The 18,377-nt window shown below is 35.4% G+C and carries 15 protein-coding genes; 10 read left to right on the top strand and 5 right to left on the bottom strand.

Going from position 1 to position 18,377, the window contains the following annotated elements:
* The first annotated feature begins 205 nt into the window (after window positions 1–205).
* On the top strand, window positions 206–970 hold the full coding sequence (map, locus tag EG342_RS10790; RefSeq protein ID WP_103291032.1) for a type I methionyl aminopeptidase: 765 nt from the start codon (window positions 206–208) through the stop codon (window positions 968–970).
* A 142-nt stretch (window positions 971–1,112) separates the two neighbouring features.
* Here the strand turns inward: map and EG342_RS10795 are convergent, their stop codons facing one another.
* Window positions 1,113–1,715, bottom strand: a complete 603-nt coding sequence (locus EG342_RS10795) for an FMN-dependent NADH-azoreductase (RefSeq protein WP_103291031.1) — start codon at window positions 1,713–1,715, stop codon at window positions 1,113–1,115.
* Window positions 1,716–1,854: 139 nt separating this feature from the next.
* Between EG342_RS10795 and EG342_RS10800 the strand changes: the two genes are divergently transcribed.
* The 4 genes from EG342_RS10800 to EG342_RS10815 all read left to right on the top strand — a co-directional run bounded on the left by EG342_RS10800 (window position 1,855) and on the right by EG342_RS10815 (window position 6,354).
* Window positions 1,855–2,400 carry a Crp/Fnr family transcriptional regulator gene (locus EG342_RS10800; protein ID WP_103291029.1) on the top strand — a complete coding sequence of 182 codons (546 nt, stop codon included), beginning with the start codon at window positions 1,855–1,857 and terminating at the stop codon, window positions 2,398–2,400.
* 126 nt (window positions 2,401–2,526) lie between these two features.
* The gene (locus EG342_RS10805) at window positions 2,527–3,675 is read left to right on the top strand and encodes an alpha/beta hydrolase (protein ID WP_164465169.1); all 1,149 of its coding nucleotides are present in this window, start codon (window positions 2,527–2,529) and stop codon (window positions 3,673–3,675) included.
* A 195-nt stretch (window positions 3,676–3,870) separates the two neighbouring features.
* Window positions 3,871–5,403, top strand: a complete 1,533-nt coding sequence (locus EG342_RS10810; protein WP_103291024.1) for a M20/M25/M40 family metallo-hydrolase — start codon at window positions 3,871–3,873, stop codon at window positions 5,401–5,403.
* Window positions 5,404–5,658: 255 nt separating this feature from the next.
* A complete protein-coding gene (locus EG342_RS10815) occupies window positions 5,659–6,354 on the top strand; it encodes a hypothetical protein (RefSeq protein WP_103291021.1) in 696 nt (231 codons plus the stop codon).
* A 117-nt stretch (window positions 6,355–6,471) separates the two neighbouring features.
* On the opposite strand, the gene EG342_RS10820 is transcribed toward EG342_RS10815, so the two are convergent.
* Window positions 6,472–7,389 (bottom strand): DUF2490 domain-containing protein, encoded by a 918-nt coding sequence (locus EG342_RS10820; protein ID WP_103291019.1) that lies wholly within the window; start codon window positions 7,387–7,389, stop codon window positions 6,472–6,474.
* A gap of 219 nt (window positions 7,390–7,608) precedes the next feature.
* On the opposite strand from EG342_RS10820, the gene EG342_RS10825 reads away from it, so the two are divergent.
* Window positions 7,609–10,080 carry a TonB-dependent receptor domain-containing protein gene (locus EG342_RS10825; RefSeq protein ID WP_246008768.1) on the top strand — a complete coding sequence of 824 codons (2,472 nt, stop codon included), beginning with the start codon at window positions 7,609–7,611 and terminating at the stop codon, window positions 10,078–10,080.
* Window positions 10,081–10,151: 71 nt separating this feature from the next.
* On the opposite strand, the gene EG342_RS10830 is transcribed toward EG342_RS10825, so the two are convergent.
* From EG342_RS10830 to EG342_RS10840, 3 genes are all read right to left on the bottom strand, one after another.
* Window positions 10,152–10,799 (bottom strand): hypothetical protein, encoded by a 648-nt coding sequence (locus tag EG342_RS10830; protein ID WP_103291017.1) that lies wholly within the window; start codon window positions 10,797–10,799, stop codon window positions 10,152–10,154.
* A gap of 179 nt (window positions 10,800–10,978) precedes the next feature.
* A complete protein-coding gene (locus EG342_RS10835; protein WP_123868077.1) occupies window positions 10,979–11,209 on the bottom strand; it encodes a hypothetical protein in 231 nt (76 codons plus the stop codon).
* A 159-nt stretch (window positions 11,210–11,368) separates the two neighbouring features.
* Entirely contained in the window at window positions 11,369–11,770 is a 402-nt protein-coding gene (locus tag EG342_RS10840; RefSeq protein ID WP_103291014.1) for a hypothetical protein, read from the bottom strand.
* A gap of 657 nt (window positions 11,771–12,427) precedes the next feature.
* On the opposite strand from EG342_RS10840, the gene EG342_RS10845 reads away from it, so the two are divergent.
* From EG342_RS10845 to EG342_RS10860, 4 genes are read left to right on the top strand one after another with little or no spacing between them, the layout of a single operon-like run.
* Window positions 12,428–12,643 carry a helix-turn-helix transcriptional regulator gene (locus tag EG342_RS10845; protein WP_103291709.1) on the top strand — a complete coding sequence of 72 codons (216 nt, stop codon included), beginning with the start codon at window positions 12,428–12,430 and terminating at the stop codon, window positions 12,641–12,643.
* Window positions 12,643–14,913: a restriction endonuclease subunit M gene (locus EG342_RS10850; RefSeq protein WP_103291012.1), complete on the top strand. Its 2,271-nt coding sequence runs from the start codon at window positions 12,643–12,645 to the stop codon at window positions 14,911–14,913. The genes EG342_RS10845 and EG342_RS10850 overlap by 1 nt, the downstream gene beginning before the upstream one ends.
* Window positions 14,913–16,250: a restriction endonuclease subunit S gene (locus EG342_RS10855; RefSeq protein ID WP_103291010.1), complete on the top strand. Its 1,338-nt coding sequence runs from the start codon at window positions 14,913–14,915 to the stop codon at window positions 16,248–16,250. Before EG342_RS10850 ends, EG342_RS10855 begins: the two co-directional genes overlap by 1 nt.
* Window positions 16,251–16,253: 3 nt before the next feature.
* Window positions 16,254–18,353, top strand: coding sequence for an AAA family ATPase (locus EG342_RS10860; protein ID WP_103291008.1), 2,100 nt, complete (start codon window positions 16,254–16,256; stop codon window positions 18,351–18,353).
* Window positions 18,354–18,377 lie beyond the last annotated feature (24 nt).

The following is an 18,377-nucleotide window of genomic DNA, read 5'->3' on the forward strand; positions in this document are numbered from 1 at the left end:
ATTCAACTCTTGCCTATAGATTTATTGTAGGAAATTTTTCATATCAGAAAAATTAAAATCAAAATGATTGAAATAGATCCTTTCTGAATTAATTTTAAAAAGGATTTTTATGCAAACAGAATTGGTAGACCTGCTGGTCTCAAACACCAGTTCTATTGACTTAAATTTCATAACTTTGTCGTTATCAATAATCAAATCAAAAACAATGTCTATCACAAACGAATCCGAACTGGCTGGAATGCAGAAAATAAGTGAAGCTGTTGCCTATACTTTACGGGAGATGACGAAGTATGCTCAACCCGGCATGACCACGAAAGATCTTGATGAATATGGAGCGAAAATACTTTCCGGTTTTGGTGCAAAATCAGCTCCTTACCTGACGTACGGATTTCCGGGTTGGACATGCATCAGCGTAGATAATGAATTTTGCCACGGAATTCCTTCCGATCAAAGAATTTTGAAAGAAGGAGATCTTATCAATATTGATGTTTCAGCTGAACTTGACGGATACTGGGCAGACAACGGTGGCTCTTTTGTAATCGGAAAAGACATTCACGGACATCAGAATCTGGTAGATGCTTCTAAAGATATTTTAGAGAAAGCAATCAACAATATTAAAGGCGGAGTAAAAATCGCAGACATTGGTGCTTTGATGGAATCGGAAGCTAGAAAAAGAGGTTTTAAAGTTATTAAAAATCTGGGCGGCCATGGTGTCGGAAGGAGTTTACATGAAGAACCGGACGAATTGCTGAATTATAAAAACCGTTTCGATACCAGACGTTTTAAGAAAAATTCTGTGGTAGCAATTGAAACATTTATTTCCACTGATTCAAACATTGCCGTAGAGCTTAAAGATGGCTGGACGATGGTAGGAAACAAAGGCGGATACATGGCTCAGCATGAGCACACCATCATAATAACCGATGGAAAACCTATCATCCTTACGCACATGAATGAAATATTAAACTGATTCATTTAAAATCTATACAACAAAACCTTTCCAATACAGAAAGGTTTTGTTTATGCTTACAAACCGATAATTATACCCATTTTTCACTCACATATCACCAATCCGAACTATTTGAATGGTGTTATTGTGAAAATATTTGTGTCTAAATATTCTGCATTTCAAAATTTCCCAGGATCTGATCATAATTTGCCTCAAAGCCTGGCTCTATCGTTCCCTCAATGCGATATGTTTCAACATCTGTAATTCCGGTATAGCTTCTGAAGACATCTTTAAGATAAGCCGAAATATAATCGGGAGTACCTTCAATACGTCGTCCGCCGGAAGCAATAGCCAAATAAACTTTCTTACCTTTAAACTGACCGACACGATTCCATTGTTCATCAAAAACATAGGTAACCCCAGCCCGGATCAGCTGATCCAGCCAACCTTTCAAAGGAGTTGAAATTCCCAGATTAAACATAGGAGTTCCAATGACAATAATATCTGCTTCACGCATTTCGTCAACAATTTTATTGGCGTAAGAAAGTAGTGCAGTACTTTTCTCATCATACGATCCTGGATTTTTATAAAACTCATGAATGGAGATTTCATCAGCATACGGCGGAATATCCTTCATAAGATTCCGTATTATCACTTGATTAATTCTTTCCTGCTGTTGAAGCTTCTGTACGATTGCCGAACTGAGACCTTTACTATACGATTGATTTCCCCTTGCGCTTGAAATGATATGCAAAATGTTCTTCATAATATAATCTTTTACACTATGACGATCGTAATTACTAAATAGGGACGAATTCAAAATATTTTTTTGTCTGGCTGTGTTTCGTTGCTCATAAACAACTACCTTTAATGGGATAATTATTCATTGATAAATTGTGTTCGTTATGATCAGTGAGAAGCACAGCAAAGTAATTGAAAACTTAACCCAGATATTTGAAAATAAAACCTATCGGCGGAAAGAAATATTGGTTGATGTAGAAGAAATTCACCGTGATTTATTTTATATTAAAAAAGGGGTAGCCCGTATTTTTTATTACGATGATAAAGCTCAGGATCACACCCATTGGATCAGTTCGGATGATCAGTTTATTGCTCTTTTTTCAAGTGTCTTGTCAGGGAAAAGAATGCCGTTTGGGATTGAAGTGATTGAGGATGGCAGTGAAATATTTCGTTTTCCATACCATCTGCTGCTGAAACTGAAATCCAATTCTCCCGAATTACAGCAGTTCATGGAAGATTTATTTGCTGAAAGCTTAATAACAATGGGCAACAGATTGATTGATCAACAAATAAAAACAACCGATGAACGTTATCATGACCTTATTGCCTCTCATCCTGACTGGCTTCAAAGGATCAATCTCGGATATATTGCGGGTTATCTGGGAATGACACAGCAGCAACTCAGCAAAATAAGGGCACAACGCTCATAATCCTTTTTTAACCCAGGTGAAAAAAAAAGCGAAACATTCCTCTTAATTTCGATGAAAATTAAGTCGAAGAAGTGCTGTATCACTTAAAAGAGCAGACTTCTGATGTTTCACTATAATAAAATCATAATGAAAAAAGGAACCTATCAACTGCATGATGAACCCAATTTTAATTTCCAACTGAATCGTACCATTATGTGGGGCGGAGGCGATCTGGAAGAGATCAGAGCCATTGCTCCCAGGATCAATACAACCGAAGATTGGGTGAGAGAAATGACAAACCTTGCCGAAAGAGCAAAAGAAAACCATCAGATTTCAAAAGCAATCGGTTATTATCGCATGGCGGAGTTTTTTGAAGCCGATGGCTCTCCGGATAAATCAAAATTATATGCAAAATCCCAATCGCTGTTCTATACTTATTATCAGGATCTTTTTAACACAACGATCAGACGCGATGAAGTAGAATTTGAGAACGGAAAACTTCCCGTTTGGATTGGTCTTCCCGATACAGAAATAAAAGACACAGTGATTATTCACGGAGGGAACGATTCCTATATGGAAGAATTTCTGCCGGTGGTACAGCATTTATTGTCAGAAGGTATTGCTGTTTATTTGTTTGACGGCCCTGGTCAGGGAGCCGCGTTAAGAGAATCGGAAATTTATTACACTTATGAATGGGAAAGACCTGTAAAGGCGATCCTGGATCAATATAACCTGAATGATGTAACACTCATCGGATTATCGTTAGGTGGAATGCTGGCTCCAAGAGCTGCCGCTTTTGAAAAAAGAATTAAAAGAGTCGTAGCGTGGGGCATTATGCCGGATTTTTATGAGGTCGTCCTGAGTAAGGTGCCAAAAGAATTAAGGATTTTGATGGATCTTGGTGAAAAAGAGCAGGTAAATACCTTGATTCAAAAGAAAATGGAAGCTGATCCTCTTGTAAAATGGGCACTTCAACACGGAATGTTCAGCATGAATGTGAAAACACCATACGACTATCTCAACAAAACCCGAAAATTTGAAATGGAAAGTATCGGTCATTACATTACACAGGATTTTTTATTGCTGGGATCCAATGGAGATCATTTTATTCCTGTAGAACTTTACAAAAGAGTGATTGACGCACTGCCTAATGTCAGATCACTGACCTATAAAATGTATACGAAAAGTGATGCCGCAGAAAATCACTGTAACTTCGGAAATACAGAATTGGTTTTAAACGATATCATTCACTGGATGTTGCAGGCTAAGAATAAATCTGCTACCGCATTGAATTGATGCGATTGAATTAAAAGTATAAAACCGGAAGGGTTCATCAGGGGAAATAAATGTCTCTCTTTTAAACCCTTCCTTTGGCTTAAAAATTTCCAGGCCTTGTGATATGCAGCCAAATTGAAGGAGTGAAATGCCTGTGTTTAAAGAAATTCTTTAGTATATTTATAGGATTAAACCACTTCACGAAAACTCCTTGCTATGAAAAAAGTTCTTTTAATCCTTTTGGGAATCATTGTTATTCTGGCGGCTGTAGTCCTTGTTAAAACATTTACTTATCCTTTTAAGAAAAATACTATCGGAACCGGCGAAGGTTGGAAACCGGTAAAAAATGACTCTGCTGTCATGAGACTATCAGGAGGAATAAAGATCCCGACTGTTTCTACAGGAAGTCTGGGAGAATTCAATTATGCACCGTTTGATCAGTTTAAAACGTATTTAAAAACAACTTATCCAATGGTGTATCAGCATAATGAGAATGTTGAGGTCAATCAGTATGGACTGGTATTCAGGCTTAAAGGAAGCAATTCCTCATTAGAACCGATTTTGTTTCTTTCTCACATGGATGTGGTGCCTCCGGGAGATGCCGATATAAAAAATAACGAAGAAAATATATTCAGACCCGATGATAAACCTTCAGATCCTGTCTCAAAAGTAGCAGAAGATTGGGATTTTGCTCCGTTTTCAGGAGCAGTGGCCAACGGTCGGATCTATGGAAGAGGAGCAATAGATATGAAAGGGATGCTGTTCTCTTTAATGGAATCAATGAATTTGATGATTAAAAACAAGCAGATACCACAACGTGATATTTACCTAGCTTTTGGATTCGATGAGGAAGTAGGCGGACAAAAAGGAGCGATACAGATTGCCGATTATTTTAAGAAAAAAGGATTGAAATTCGATGCCGTATATGATGAAGGTGGATTGATCATGAGAAAAGGAAATGTGGCCGGGATCGATACCGACGTAGCCGTTGTGGGGTGCGCTGAAAAAGGTTTCCTTTCTGCTAAAATTAAAGTAAAAGGACTTGGAGGGCATTCTTCCATGCCACCTATGGAAAGCGCCATCGGAAAAGCAGCAGTTATTATGCAGCGCCTGGAAGATGATCAGATGAAACCCGTTATAACACCGCTCATCAAAGAATTTTTTAACAATATCGGAGGTGAAATGCCCTTTACAACGAGACTGGCATTGGCCAATCAATGGCTTCTAAAACCATTACTTATCTCGCAGCTTACCAAAAATAACACGACCAATGCACTGGTAAGAACAACAACTGCTTTAACGATGATGAAAGGCAGTAACGGAACAAACGTCCTTTCTCCCGAAGTTGAATTTGTAGTTAATTTCAGACTTCTTCCCGGAAACAGTGTAAAAGATGTGCGGGATCATATTGCAAAAGCCACCAAAGGCTTTGATGTTGAAGTAGAAGAAATCGACAATACAAGAGAAGCCTCTGCAATATCACCAACCAATACGAAAGCTTTTAAAATGATAGAAGCGGGAGTTAAAGAAATTTATCCCGGGGCAATTGTGACGCCTTACCTTACGATGGCAGGTACTGATGCCGGCAAATATGAAATTGTCAGCAAAAATGTCTATAGATTTATGCCGATAAAAATTAATACCTCAGAACAACAGAGTATCCACAGCACCAACGAATATCTCAGCATCGAAAACTACATGAAAATGATTCATTATTTTGAATATGTAATGAAGAACTACGATAAATAGTGAGAGTTGAAAATTGAAAATGAGGAGGCAGAAACAGGGGTAGTGGTGATATTTTTTTGGTGTAAAATATAAATTATCACTTATATTGACTTTAATACATTGGTAGAAGAGTCTCTTGTCTATCCGTCTCTCATTCTTTATTCTCTACTTTTACTTCTGTTGTTCATTTTTTTTTAAATTAATTTAAATAAAAAATATTGCGTCAAGTTTTGTCGCATTACGACTATAGCTTTGTCTCATCAAAATTACAGAGCTATGGAACTGCCATTTTACTTACATTTTACAGACTTTGAAAAGCATTATTATGACAACCTTGAAAAATGGTTTGAAGAATATCATAATACCAGCGAAATAGATTATCTCAAAGCACTTGCAGAGATGTACAGTCCGTATGTCTATTATAATTTTGCAGCAGACAGGTTACAGGCCGATGCTTCCATCGAAATTAAAGACTGCTTCTTCCCTTATCATGAAAAAATCGGAATTTCTTTCTGCACTCACTGTGAAAAAGGCACATCATCAAAAAAGAATCTGGATCATGTATTTGAGTTTAAACCTATCTCAATGATGGAGTATGCTCAGCATATTCTGGATAAAATCAATAAATATTGCTCAAAAAACAGCCACGCTCTGGATGGTAATAAAAATATTCTCGATTATATCAATCATTATGATATCGTTACTTCGGTAGAAGGAGTAGGATATTGTATCAGTTATAATCGTCATCAGAAAGTGCTTCCTTTTTTAAAGGCTTATCTTCCTTATTACGGGCAAACCGTGAATATGGGAACTTACAAAGATTTTATTTTTTCTGTGGTAGATATCGTAGAATTCATTGATCAGAAGCTGAAAACAATCCGCGCTTTTGAACATACCATTTATGCCCAATCAAAATCAGAAGCTAAGTTCAAAGTACAGATGAGCCGCCAGTTCCTCACGTTGTGCAACTAAATTTTACACCAACATTCATATTTAATTATATTGTCGGAAGGTCTAACTAGCTTTCCCATTAAAATCCCGGACAGTGATGCCCGGGATTTTTTATATTGTAGGATTGTCGAAGGAAGATTATCTCTTTTTATAAGGCACATTCCAGATCAGATCAGCTGCAAGATAATGAACACCTCCGTGATGAATACTTTGGCTTCCCCTGATCAGATCATCCATATATCCAATATCAACAGTGAAAGGGGAATGTGGGATATTGAACATATAGTAAGCTGCAATACGCATTTCCCGATATCCGAAAGAGCCCCATTGCGATTCGGGCTCATTAAGATGGCTGATCGAAAATAATGCTTCCGCACTGAGCGCTAGTTTTTGATTATTTTTAGGCGATAGAGCATAAGTTAGCTGGCTTTTGATACGCGTTCTCAATTGAAAATCCTCTTCAACCTTATGAAAATCAGTATCAAAAAACTTTCTGAACTCTTGTCGGACTGTATTTTTCCATTTCAACTTTTTATCAAGGTCAAAAGTATAGGCATACCTCCCGTAAATCCTGAATTCCTGTTCTATACTTTCTCTTTCATAGGGTGCAGAACTTTCATACTGAGGCTGGCGACGATAGCTAAGTGCGTAGCTGTACTGCTGGTGAGGGGCAAAGGAATTGTAAACCTCATGATTCAGTACCAGAATGGCTTGTTTCGAAAAAGGATTATCATTATCCGGGCTGCTTTTACGTCCTATGGCAATATAACTTAATGCCTGTTTTTTGCCTAAAGAATCCAGTTGGCGCTTTACTCCAAAGGCCGACCAAAAGGCAGTGTTGGCATCTCCCAAACCAGGTGGGCTGATCTGTGCTTTCACCAAACCGGTTGTACAAATTAATATAAATAACCCAACGAAAATTTTCTTTATACTCAATACCATTGACACATTTTTGAATATTAATTTTGATAGCTGCGAAATCGTAAGATCAGATAAGAATGCAAGGGATACGCAGAAAGAATGATTGATACCAGCAAATGTAGAAGCTTTGTCCATAAGATGTTTATTCAAATACTTGTAATACTGTTTAAAAACATGACAAAATAAATAGGTGATTTAGGAAAGTTTTAGGAATACTATTTTTAGATCATTTTAAATGTTAAATATGATTTTTAACGTTTATTTAGAATAATTTAAATTAATCTTTGTGTAAGAAAACCGTATTCCGTTATTTTGCACCTTTATTTATAATTATTTTAAATAAGGCTGAAAAAAATGACTGAATGTACCGAAAATGACTTCCTGTTCAAGCAGGTAGCCGATAGTAGTTTCATGGAACGAACTGCTCATATTGTAAAAACTAAACTACAACAAGAGTGTAAATCTCTTTTATTACTCTTTTTCGCTCTGATAAGTTCTCTCATCTATGCACAGGATACGCAAGGCGGAATTGCCGGAAAAGTAGCCATGATAGACGGACAACCTCTAAGAGCAATATCTGTTTCCCTATTGGGAACAAACCATCAAACACTTACTGACGATGATGGAAATTACAAATTTACAAATCTGAATGCAGGGCAATACACCGTAAAACTGCAGATTTTAGGAAACAAGGAAATTCAGCTTCCGGTTGAGGTAAAAGGAGGAGAAACGACATCACTCGATTATCAGTTGACAAAAGAGAATATCCAGGCGATCCAGGAAGTGGTAATTATGAAAAATACCAACAGATTTTCAAAAAAAGAAAGTGGATTCGTAGCCAGACTGCCTCTGAAAAATTTAGAAAATCCTCAGGTTTATAATACGGTTACTAAAGAATTATTCCAGGAGCAGGTAGCCGTAGATTTGGGAAGCATTTCTAAAAATGTACCCGGAGCAGGCGTTCCTATGATCGCGAACCAGGGAAGGGTAACTTTCCGCTCAAGAGGTTTTGAAACGGAACCTAATGCCAGAAATGGAGTGGCAGGAGCTGCATTTTCAGTAATTGATCCTGTAAACCTTGAACGTATAGAAGCTATTAAAGGACCTTCTGCAACACTGTTTGGGAAAAGTGTAGCCAGCAGCTATGGCGGTGTCTACAACCGTGTAACTAAAAAGCCTTATAACGGTTTTGGAGGCGAAGTAGGTTATGTCGGAGGCAGCTGGGATTACAACCGATTGACCGTGGATGTAAATACTCCGGTTAATAAAGACAGGACGGCTCTTTTCCGTCTTAATGCAGCAGGTACTTTTGAGAAAAGTTTTCAGGATCTCGGTTTTACCAATTCATTGGCGATTGCGCCCAGTTTTTCTTACCAGATCAATGACCGTATGTCGCTTTTGCTGGATGTAGAATTTAACCAGGCAAAAGGTACTTCTGTAGTTCGTTTTAATCCTTATACAGGAAGTAATAAAACTCAATCTATTGCGGATATGAAGTTTCCTTACTACAAAAACTTTCTGGGTGATGACCTTGCCTATGAAACGCAGATGATGAATATTTTTGCCCAGTTAAATTATAAAGTTTCAGAAAACTGGACTTCACAAACGATTGTATCCCGTGCAAGATCTACCATTAACGGGTATATTTCTGCGATTAACGGAAAAACAGATTCTACGGCAAGCGCTCAGGTTATGGTAGGTACAACTTCGTTTATTGCTACCAATATTCAACAAAATTTTATCGGAGATTTTCATATCGGACGTTTTAGAAACAGAATGGTTGTAGGATTGGATTATTATAACAATTCCAATCATTTTGATCGTTATCATACCAATACCAAGGTATTTAATTTTGTACATCCATCGGCAGATTTCAGAGTTAACCACAATACGATTGACGCTCTTACTGCGACTTCTGTAGCCCGAAGAGAAAATAATGGAGATAATACCTATGCAGCCTATGTTTCCAACGTATTTAATGTAACTGATCAGTTGATGGTGATGGCAAGTTTACGGGTTGACCGATTCCAGTTTAAAGGAGTATATGATATTGCAACCGGTGAAGTAAAAGGAGGATTAAGCAACAGTGGTACCCAAACAGGTCCGTATGGACAGACTGCACTTTCTCCTAAGTTAGGGCTTGTCTATGAAATCCTTAAAAACAAAGTTTCCCTGTTCGGAAATTATATGAATGGTTTTAATAATGTGAGCGGAACAGATATCAACGGAAATACATTCAAACCTGAATATGCCAATCAACTGGAGTTTGGAGTGAAGGGGGATCTGTTTAACCATAGATTAGTAGGAACATTGAGCTATTATAACATCCGTGTTGACAATATTCTGAGAACAAACCCTGATGATATCAATTATTCAATCCAGGATGGAACGCAGTTGAGTAAAGGATTTGAAGCAGAAATTACTGCGAATCCTTTTGACGGATTGAATATTGTAGCAGGCTATGCTTATAATGACAGTAAATTTACCAATGCTAATCCTTCCGTTAATGGCCTGAGACCTGCATTATCAGGACCTGCAAATATGTTCAATTTCTGGGTTAGTTACCGTATTCCGCAAGGAAAATTGAAAGGCCTTGGAATAGGCGGTGGTGGAAATATGGGGTCTTCCTCTTATCAGACTAATACTCAAACAGCTAAAGTGATCATTCCTTCTTATACTATGCTTGATTTAGGGATCTTTTATGATCAGCCGAAATACAGAGTAGGATTGAAATTTGACAATATTACCAACGAAAAAGCCTGGTCTGTACGTTTAACACCACAGGCACCAGCACGTTTTCTGGGAAGTGTTTCCCTGAAATTTTAGATAATTGATGATTGATATAAAAGCCCGAACTGAATAAGTTCGGGCTTTGTATTTTCTTGTATTGAGGTATTTTAATTGATCCAAAGGCAATAATTATTGCGGTATCTTATTTTTCTATAGGTAATTCCCTGGAAGGTACCTGGTGTATTATCATTCCAGTCTTGCCTGATAACATAAAGTCCTGGCATTGTAGGTTTAAAAACAGCCTGATGATTTTCGCCGACAGAGATATTTTTTTCCCAGTTTTCAGGATTGAATATCCGTAAATTAGTTCCTTTATCCACAGGTTTCATATTTCGATAGGGAGAAACCGTATAGATTCCGTTTTTATCCTGAAGAATAATATCCATTAACTGAGCCGGAGATGCATTATCCGAGGGATGTCCCACATCATAAGCTCCACACATAAAATCAATCGGGCGAACATTTTCCTGTGGATTTTTTGATCTTACAAGGACAGGCTGGGTATCATTCATCCCAAGAATACGATAAGTTCCCTCCTGATCCGGAATAAAAGTTCCTTCCCAATGATCTCCCTTGGACTGTATTTCAATTTTTGACTTTTCACCTTTAACATTGATAATAAAGAAACGGAAGTTCTTTATTTCCAGAAATTCTGCTCCGGTGGTACGGTGTCTTTGGCTGAGGTCATCTATAAAACCATAACAGATCTGAATTTTTACAGGATCATGTAATTTTCCGGATCCGTGAATTTCCATCCAATAAGAACTGGCTTTTGTCCATTGAGGAAGTAGAAAAACAGTAAAAATTAGTAAGCAAAGGCTAAAGTTGAATAATCGCTGATACATGTGGATTGAAAGTATTAATGATAAACAACGTTGAGGTGTTGTTTGATAATTATACAAAGGTAAATAAAGAATGGTGATTATATACAATTTTACACTGATCCTGATATCTTAGTTGTTATGGCCCTGTCATTCTGAATACAAACTGAAGGTTTGCGAACGTAGTTCAGAAGTGAAATGAAGAATCTAGCCATATATGAGATTCTTCCTTCGTCAGAAATCTGAGATTCGGCGTAGCCAATGACAATGGTGTAAAATTGTATATAGTCACCTAAAGAATAACAGATCAATGCATTTTTACTATTGAAGCTTACATCTATCATGTTGATTGTGGATAACTTGTGGATAAAATGTTTATATCTTGTGTGAATGCGGATAACTTCACATCGATAAGCGGGTATGAATTTTAAAAAAATAAAAATAAAGCACTGTACAACAATGCTTTATTGGGTTGGAATTAAAGATTTTATGAGTATCGGTCTTTATCCTGCTTTACACATGGCATCCCATGTAGTCCAGAAATGGGCATTAATTGCTCCGATAGGCGGATTAGTACTGTCAGCAACAATACCTACCATAGAAGCACAGTTGGAGTTACAGCCAATTTCATTGTAGCTTCCTTTCTGAGGAGGAATCTGACGCCATGTACCTGTTGATCCACTTAATAATTCTACCTTAATTTCAAAAATTCCTGAAAGGTTAGGCGTCTGGATTTGTTTCGTTGGGTCTTCGCTTGAAATGGTATCACTCCAATTTCCTTGTGAGAACGTTACTCTCCATGTCGAAATCATTTTAGAAGTTTCGTTTTGAGGGGAAAGATATACCCAGAATTGTGCTCCGTTTCCTAGCTGAAGCTGGCCTGTTGAGTTTACATTTGTTGCCATGTTAAATTGATTTTAGGTGATTAGTTTCGTATTTCAAAGTAACAAAGAACCGGAAACAGATGCTAGAGTACAAATAACCAATTGTAAGGTTGGGTAGAAATACGGAGTTTTTTAATTGAAAATAAATGTAAAAAAAGAAGCCTGTGCTAGATTTAGCACAGGCTTTGTTTCTTTGCAGAAAGGAAGGGAAACGAACTTATTTTGTTTTTAACCCTGTTAGAGCTGTTTTCCGACTGTTTCATCATCGTTTTGCCACGATTCTGCCACAACCTTTGTTTATGCGCTCCAAACTGCGTTTTTTATGTCTTGGCGGAAAGGGAGGGATTCGAACTAACTCGTTCCATCCACTTTAAAACCATATTTTCAAGTATATTTTAAATTACTGCCATGATACTGCCATCAAAAAAATATTGGCAAAATCAACGCTATAATCATATTATAACGACATCAAAGAACATCCATAACTCTTAATCAAATGTACAAAATTATATATTATGGCTGACGTATGAATTTATTTAAGCCAGCTCATACAATTTGGATCATCCAATTTCGCTCTGTTATGGGCTGTAAGAATTCTATTAATGCATCATGAATTCCTGCATAAAGACATAGAATATTCTTTAGAAGTTGATATATTTGCATCAAATGTGGATTAATATGAGTAGAAAGCCAATCAATAGACTTAAAGCTGTTTTAGCGGAACAAGGAAAGACAAACAAATGGCTTGCAGAGCAATTAAACAAAAACGAAACTACTGTTTCTCGTTGGTGCACAAACGAAGTACAGCCGTCTATGGACACCTTAGTAGCAATTGCAACGATATTAGAAATTAATGTGAGGGAGTTGATTAACCCAACTAAAACAGAAAAGTAATGGTAGTAGAAATAAAAGGTAATAAGATCAAGGCTCCTCTTAAAGGTAATAATGTTTGGATACCTACCAGCCCAGAGGAGGAAATTCGTCAAAAATATATATGCAGATTAGTTAATGTTTATGGTTTCACCACTAAACAAATGGTTCAAGATTACGATTATTCTCAGATAACAGATAAAAAGGTTAAGTCTGACATATTGGTATGGAAAAATGAAATGAGCCTCAAAAACAACGAAAAGCCTTTGATTTTTATTGAATGTAAATCAGATAGTATCATAATTAGACCTGAAGATTATTTTAAAGGAATTGAAATTTCGAAGCAAATTGGGGCAGAATTTTTTGTCGCTACAAATTCTAAACAAACTAAAATATATTCCAAAGTTTTCAAAATAACTGAGAAAGGGCACCCTAATGAGTTGATAAATATACCGACAAATGAACAAGCCCAAGATGACCATATTGTTTCTGTTTTATTAGGGCAGACAAATGAATTTGCACGAGATGAATTTAGTAAAACACTTACAAGATGTCATAATATAATTAGAAACAATGACAAACTATCGCCAGAGGCTGCATTTGACGAGATCAGTAAGGTTTTGTTTGTCAAGACCATATATGAAAGGTCTAATACTGAAGGTAATATATTTAGCATAAAAACGTATCTAGATTTAAAACAAAATTTTGTAGACCTACCTGTTAATAGAAACTTACCATTTTATCAAGAACTTTTTGAAAAAGTAAAAAGAGAATTGATTGATGATGATCTATTTGAGCCGAGCGAGATAATCCGCATAAGAGAGAATAGCTTTGAAGCGATTGTGAAGGAATTAGAAATTTATAATCTTTCAACAACTTCTGATGACGTAAAAGGTATTGCTTTTGAACAATTTTTGGGTAAAACTTTCAGAGGAGAATTAGGACAGTTCTTTACACCAAGAACAATTGTAGATTTTATGGTAGAAGTTCTCGACCCGCAGGAAAGTGAAGTAATTTGCGATCCTTGTTGTGGATCAGGTGGTTTTTTAATTAAGGCTTTTGAATACGTGAGAGCAAAAATTGAAAATGAAATCCATTTAGTCAAAGAAAAAACTAAAGAACAATACTATGATGAAAAATTCGAAAAACTAACAGAAAAAAAGAAAGCAGAAATTGATGAAAAAGTCAACGAGCTTTTTATAAAACTAAATTCAGAATTAGACATCAATAATCCAAAAAGTAGAATTAGAGTATTAAGCTATGACTGTATTTTTGGAACAGATGCAAATCCAAGAATGAGCAGAACCGCAAAAATGAATATGATTATGCACGGAGATGGGCACGGCGGGGTGCATCATAATGATGGACTACTGAATGTAAATGGGATTTTTGAAAATCGGTTTGATGTTATTCTTACCAATCCACCTTTTGGAAGTCGAGTAGAAAAATCGTTGAAAATCACTGAAGCAGATAAATATACCGATACGAAAAGAATAGCAAAATACCGCGAAAGATACGGCGAGGAATATGAAGCAGCTCTAAAGCAAATCAATGAAAATATAGATAAGCCATTGTTAGATTTATACGATACTGGAAGTATGAGTACGCTCACAGAAGTGTTATTTATTGAACGTTGTTTGAATTTGTTAAAACCAGGTGGACGAATGGGGATTGTGTTGCCAGAAGGTGTATTAAATAATACCAATTTGCAAAAGATAAGAGATTATGTAGAAAGCAGGGCTAAAATTTTGCTTATAGTATCAATTCCGCAAGATGTGTTTATAGCAAGTGGAGCAACGGTTAAACCAAGTTTAGTTTTCTTTAAAAAATTTACCAAAGATGAAGCGGAACAATATCGAAAAATCATTAAAAAAACAGAAAAGGAAATTAAAGAGAAGTATGAATCGGAAACAAAACCAATTCTTGCAGAATTGGGAGTGAAAGGTAAAGAAGCACTTAAAGCTGAAGAAAAAAAGAAACTACGTACAGAGCTAAAAAAAATTAGTGAAAACATTACTGTAGAAATAAAAGCACAAGTAAAAAAAGAATTTAATTATGAAATTCCAATTGCTGAAATTGAAAAAGCAGGTATTAGTACAACAGGCGGCCTAATTGAAAATGAATTAAAACCATTGGCAACAGAATTTAAAACATATAAAGAACAAAAACGACTTTGGATAAACAATAAGAAAGAGGTCAAATACGAAATAACGGATGGAGACATCCATCGGTTAAGCATTATTGATGGAAATGTTTCTGAGCCCGAATTATTTTATGTTAAAGCAAAGGACTAATGCAGGTAACGGAAAAAACATATTTAAATTATATAAACCTTCTTCGATTAAACAATTGGAGTGTTCCAGGCTTACTTGATTCTACCCTTAATTATTCGCATGAATTTCCTTTATCACGAATAGGCGATTTTTTGATAAAGAGTAGAAATGTTATCAGTATTGATGATAACAAAATTTACAAACGAGTAACTGTTAGAATCAATAATAATGGAGTAGTTTTAAGAGATACAGAAAAGGGAAAAAATATTGGAACGAAAAAGCAGTATTTAGCAAAATCAGGACAATTTATTGTTTCAAAAATTGATGCAAGAAATGGAGCTTTTGGTATAATTCCAGAGGATCTTAACGATGCAATCGTTACCAATGATTTTCCGATATATAATGTTGATACCACGAAGATAAATCCTCAATTTTTACTATTAATAACGACAACAAGACAATTCATAGAATTTGCCCAGAGCTGTAGTAGTGGAACAACAAATAGACAAAGAATGGATATTGATTTATTCTTAAATCAAAAAGTATCCTTACCTTTTCTACATGAACAAGAAACGATCTTAAAGAATTACTACACTAAAATCAATCAAGCTGAAAAGCTCAATCGACAGGCAGATGGTTTAGAAACTGAGATTGAGCTGTATTTTTTAGAGCAATTGGGAATTAGGAAGAATATAACAAGTACTTTTAGTAAAGGACTCAGAATAATTGAATATAAAAATCTTGATAGATGGGATGCAAATACAGTTAGTGAATTAACTTCTGCCTACAAAATTGAAAAAATAGGAAGTTACATTTTGAAGATCGCTACTGGAACTACTCCGCCAACAAATAGACCTGAATACTTTAATGGCGAAATAAATTTTTATACCCCTTCTGATTTAGGAGAAATTATGTTTTTAAATGCAGCATCAAGAAAAGTTTCTGAATTGTCATTCTTAGAGAAAAAGGCGCGCCGATTTGAAAAAGGAACAATCCTTTTTGTAGGTATTGGCTCAACGGTCGGCAAAGTAGGAATTGTAAATAATGATTATGCAACTAGTAATCAACAAATTACTGGTTTTAATTTAGACCCTCGTTTCCTGTTAAATGAATATGTGTACTTCTATTTCTACTATCTTAGAGACATTACAATAAAAGAACAAACAAAAGCGACTCTCCCAATTGTAAATCAAAACAAGATAATAAATATTCCTATTCCGATTCCTCCTATTTCAAAACAGAAAGATATTATCGAGGAAATTTCAAAAATGAAAAACAAGAAATGGGTATTTGAATCAGAAGCAAGAAAACTTGTCAATGAAGCTCATCAAGAATTTGAACAAACAATATTTCGTTAAGCTATGAAGATAACTAAACTCAATATATACAATTATAAAAATCTAAATGTCGAATTAGTCAATACTTCGAGTATAATTGCTTTGATAGGTAATAACGGTAGTGGGAAAAGCAACATATTGGAGGCGATTAGTACTATTTTCTTTCATTTGTTCCAGAAGAAAGAAAAAGATATACCCTTTAATTTCCTGATTGAATATGAATTTGGAGGAAATCAAACAGTCAGCGTAGAAAAGAAAAATTCAACTATTCATTTTAAAGTTAATAGTAATTTGCGCGCTGATATACAGCAGTTCTTGCCAAAACAAATTGTTGCACTATATAGTGGCGAAGAAAACAGGCTGTGGAATAAATCGTATGAGCCACTATACATGGCTTATGTAAACGGTATTAATAAGTCTGAAGCAAGTGGCTTAGGAGAGTATATTATTGTTCCTAAAATGCTATACATCAATAAGTTTTATTGGCACATATCATTACTCTGTCTTTTAATTTCTGATGCTCCCGACACCAAAACGTTTTGTGAAGAAACACTTGGCATTAATAAAATTAACTCCATAAAATTTGATTTTAAAACAGCGAATTATGCCAATTATACCAATAGTTCGGTTAAAAATTTTATCAATTTAATAGACAAAAAAAGCGAATATACTCTTGATGAATTAAAGAAAATAATTTCAGAATGCCCTTTTTCACTTGCTGAGATCTATAAATATCTATACTTGGCATTTACTCCCGACAAAAAAAAAATGCTGGAAAATATTACCATTAAATACAATGATAATAACTTAGACATTGAGGATTTTAGCGAGGGCGAAAAGAAGATGTTATTAATTAAAGCTGCATTGGAATTTGCAGGTTTGGAAGATAGCTTGTTTTTATTAGACGAACCAGATGCTCATATACATTTAAGTAACAAAATTCAAATTAAAAATGTATTTAAAGAGTACTTAGACACCAGGCAAGTAATATTGACAACACACTCTCCTACACTTACGGACACCTTAGATGAAGAAAGTCTTTTTATGTTAAATACTGGTTATTTGGTACACCATAAAAAGCAGGAGATTTTAGAAAGCGTTTCAGGCGAATTTTGGAACAAGTTTCAGCAAAATGCTTTTATTGCCTCAAAAAAACCAATCATATTACTTCTAGAAGGGAGGCACGATAGAACCCACATTCATAATGCTTTTGAAGCTTTGAAAAATGATTACCCAAAATTGGATTTTCAGTGTTTTGTACTGAATGGAGAAAGTAAAATTCAACCCTTTTTAAGTGGGTTGTATGAAAGTGATTTTTATACAGATAAACTTTACATTGGTATTTATGATAATGATGGAGCAGGAGACAAGTCTTTCAGCAATGGATTTGAGAAAGTAAACGACAATTTTAAGAAACTTAAAGAAAGTAATGCTAAGGAAAACAATAGCTATTTTGCAATAAAATTACCAAAGCCAACTGGCATTACTTGTGATTGTACTATCGAAACTTTATATGCATTAGAGAAATTTGAAGAAGCTATACAGTCAGCTACTCACAATGCTTTAGGACACCTAAAAAATAAATCTATTGATGAAATTACGAAAGGGATAAAAGAACAAGCCAAGAATATTTTGAGTGTGAACTCTCAAGACTTTAAAGTAGAAGACTTTATAAACTTTAGATTACTTTTCAATTTAATATTGGAAATTACCGAACATAGAAGTAGCCTACTTAAAGGTGTTAAGAAAGCAGAGAAAATAGAGCGCGTCCCACAATCTGTAAGAAAGGCTTCACCAAGTGCAGAAAAGTTCATTGAAATATATACAAATCGAAGAAATACGGAAGTAAATGCACTTTATTACAGTGAGAAAAAAATTACTATTAAAAGTGGGAGCAAATTATCTATTAATGTTGTTGATAGTTATGGTCCAAAAGTTGAAAGAAGTAAAGAGCTAAAAAAGATTGCCGATTTGCAGGAAAATTGTTGGATATTAAAGGAGGATATAGTTTTTAATTCAGTTTCTGGTGCTATAAATTATGCAACTGGTGGGAATATGAATGGATGGTCTCATTGGTTAATTAAAGAAAATGACAAACCTCTTGAATTCATAAGAAAAAAATAACTGATAAAGCGCAATAATGAACGA

Source organism: Chryseobacterium lactis (genome assembly GCF_003815875.1).
Classification (GTDB): Bacteria; Bacteroidota; Bacteroidia; order Flavobacteriales; family Weeksellaceae; genus Chryseobacterium; species Chryseobacterium lactis.

Excerpts from the sequence above, each read along its gene's own strand:
- EG342_RS10835 (WP_123868077.1), bottom strand. The coding sequence starts at position 11,209 with ATGATAGATGTAAGCTTCAATAGTAAAAATGCATTGATCTGTTATTCT.
- EG342_RS10860 (WP_103291008.1), top strand. The coding sequence starts at position 16,254 with ATGAAGATAACTAAACTCAATATATACAATTATAAAAATCTAAATGTC.
- map (WP_103291032.1), top strand. The coding sequence starts at position 206 with ATGTCTATCACAAACGAATCCGAACTGGCTGGAATGCAGAAAATAAGT.
- EG342_RS10840 (WP_103291014.1), bottom strand. The coding sequence starts at position 11,770 with ATGGCAACAAATGTAAACTCAACAGGCCAGCTTCAGCTAGGAAACGGA.
- EG342_RS10855 (WP_103291010.1), top strand. The coding sequence starts at position 14,913 with ATGCAGGTAACGGAAAAAACATATTTAAATTATATAAACCTTCTTCGA.
- EG342_RS10795 (WP_103291031.1), bottom strand. The coding sequence starts at position 1,715 with ATGAAGAACATTTTGCATATCATTTCAAGCGCAAGGGGAAATCAATCG.
- EG342_RS10810 (WP_103291024.1), top strand. The coding sequence starts at position 3,871 with ATGAAAAAAGTTCTTTTAATCCTTTTGGGAATCATTGTTATTCTGGCG.
- EG342_RS10820 (WP_103291019.1), bottom strand. The coding sequence starts at position 7,389 with ATGGACAAAGCTTCTACATTTGCTGGTATCAATCATTCTTTCTGCGTA.
- EG342_RS10815 (WP_103291021.1), top strand. The coding sequence starts at position 5,659 with ATGGAACTGCCATTTTACTTACATTTTACAGACTTTGAAAAGCATTAT.
- EG342_RS10800 (WP_103291029.1), top strand. The coding sequence starts at position 1,855 with ATGATCAGTGAGAAGCACAGCAAAGTAATTGAAAACTTAACCCAGATA.
- EG342_RS10830 (WP_103291017.1), bottom strand. The coding sequence starts at position 10,799 with ATGGAAATTCACGGATCCGGAAAATTACATGATCCTGTAAAAATTCAG.
- EG342_RS10845 (WP_103291709.1), top strand. The coding sequence starts at position 12,428 with ATGAGTAGAAAGCCAATCAATAGACTTAAAGCTGTTTTAGCGGAACAA.
- EG342_RS10825 (WP_246008768.1), top strand. The coding sequence starts at position 7,609 with ATGACTGAATGTACCGAAAATGACTTCCTGTTCAAGCAGGTAGCCGAT.
- EG342_RS10850 (WP_103291012.1), top strand. The coding sequence starts at position 12,643 with ATGGTAGTAGAAATAAAAGGTAATAAGATCAAGGCTCCTCTTAAAGGT.
- EG342_RS10805 (WP_164465169.1), top strand. The coding sequence starts at position 2,527 with ATGAAAAAAGGAACCTATCAACTGCATGATGAACCCAATTTTAATTTC.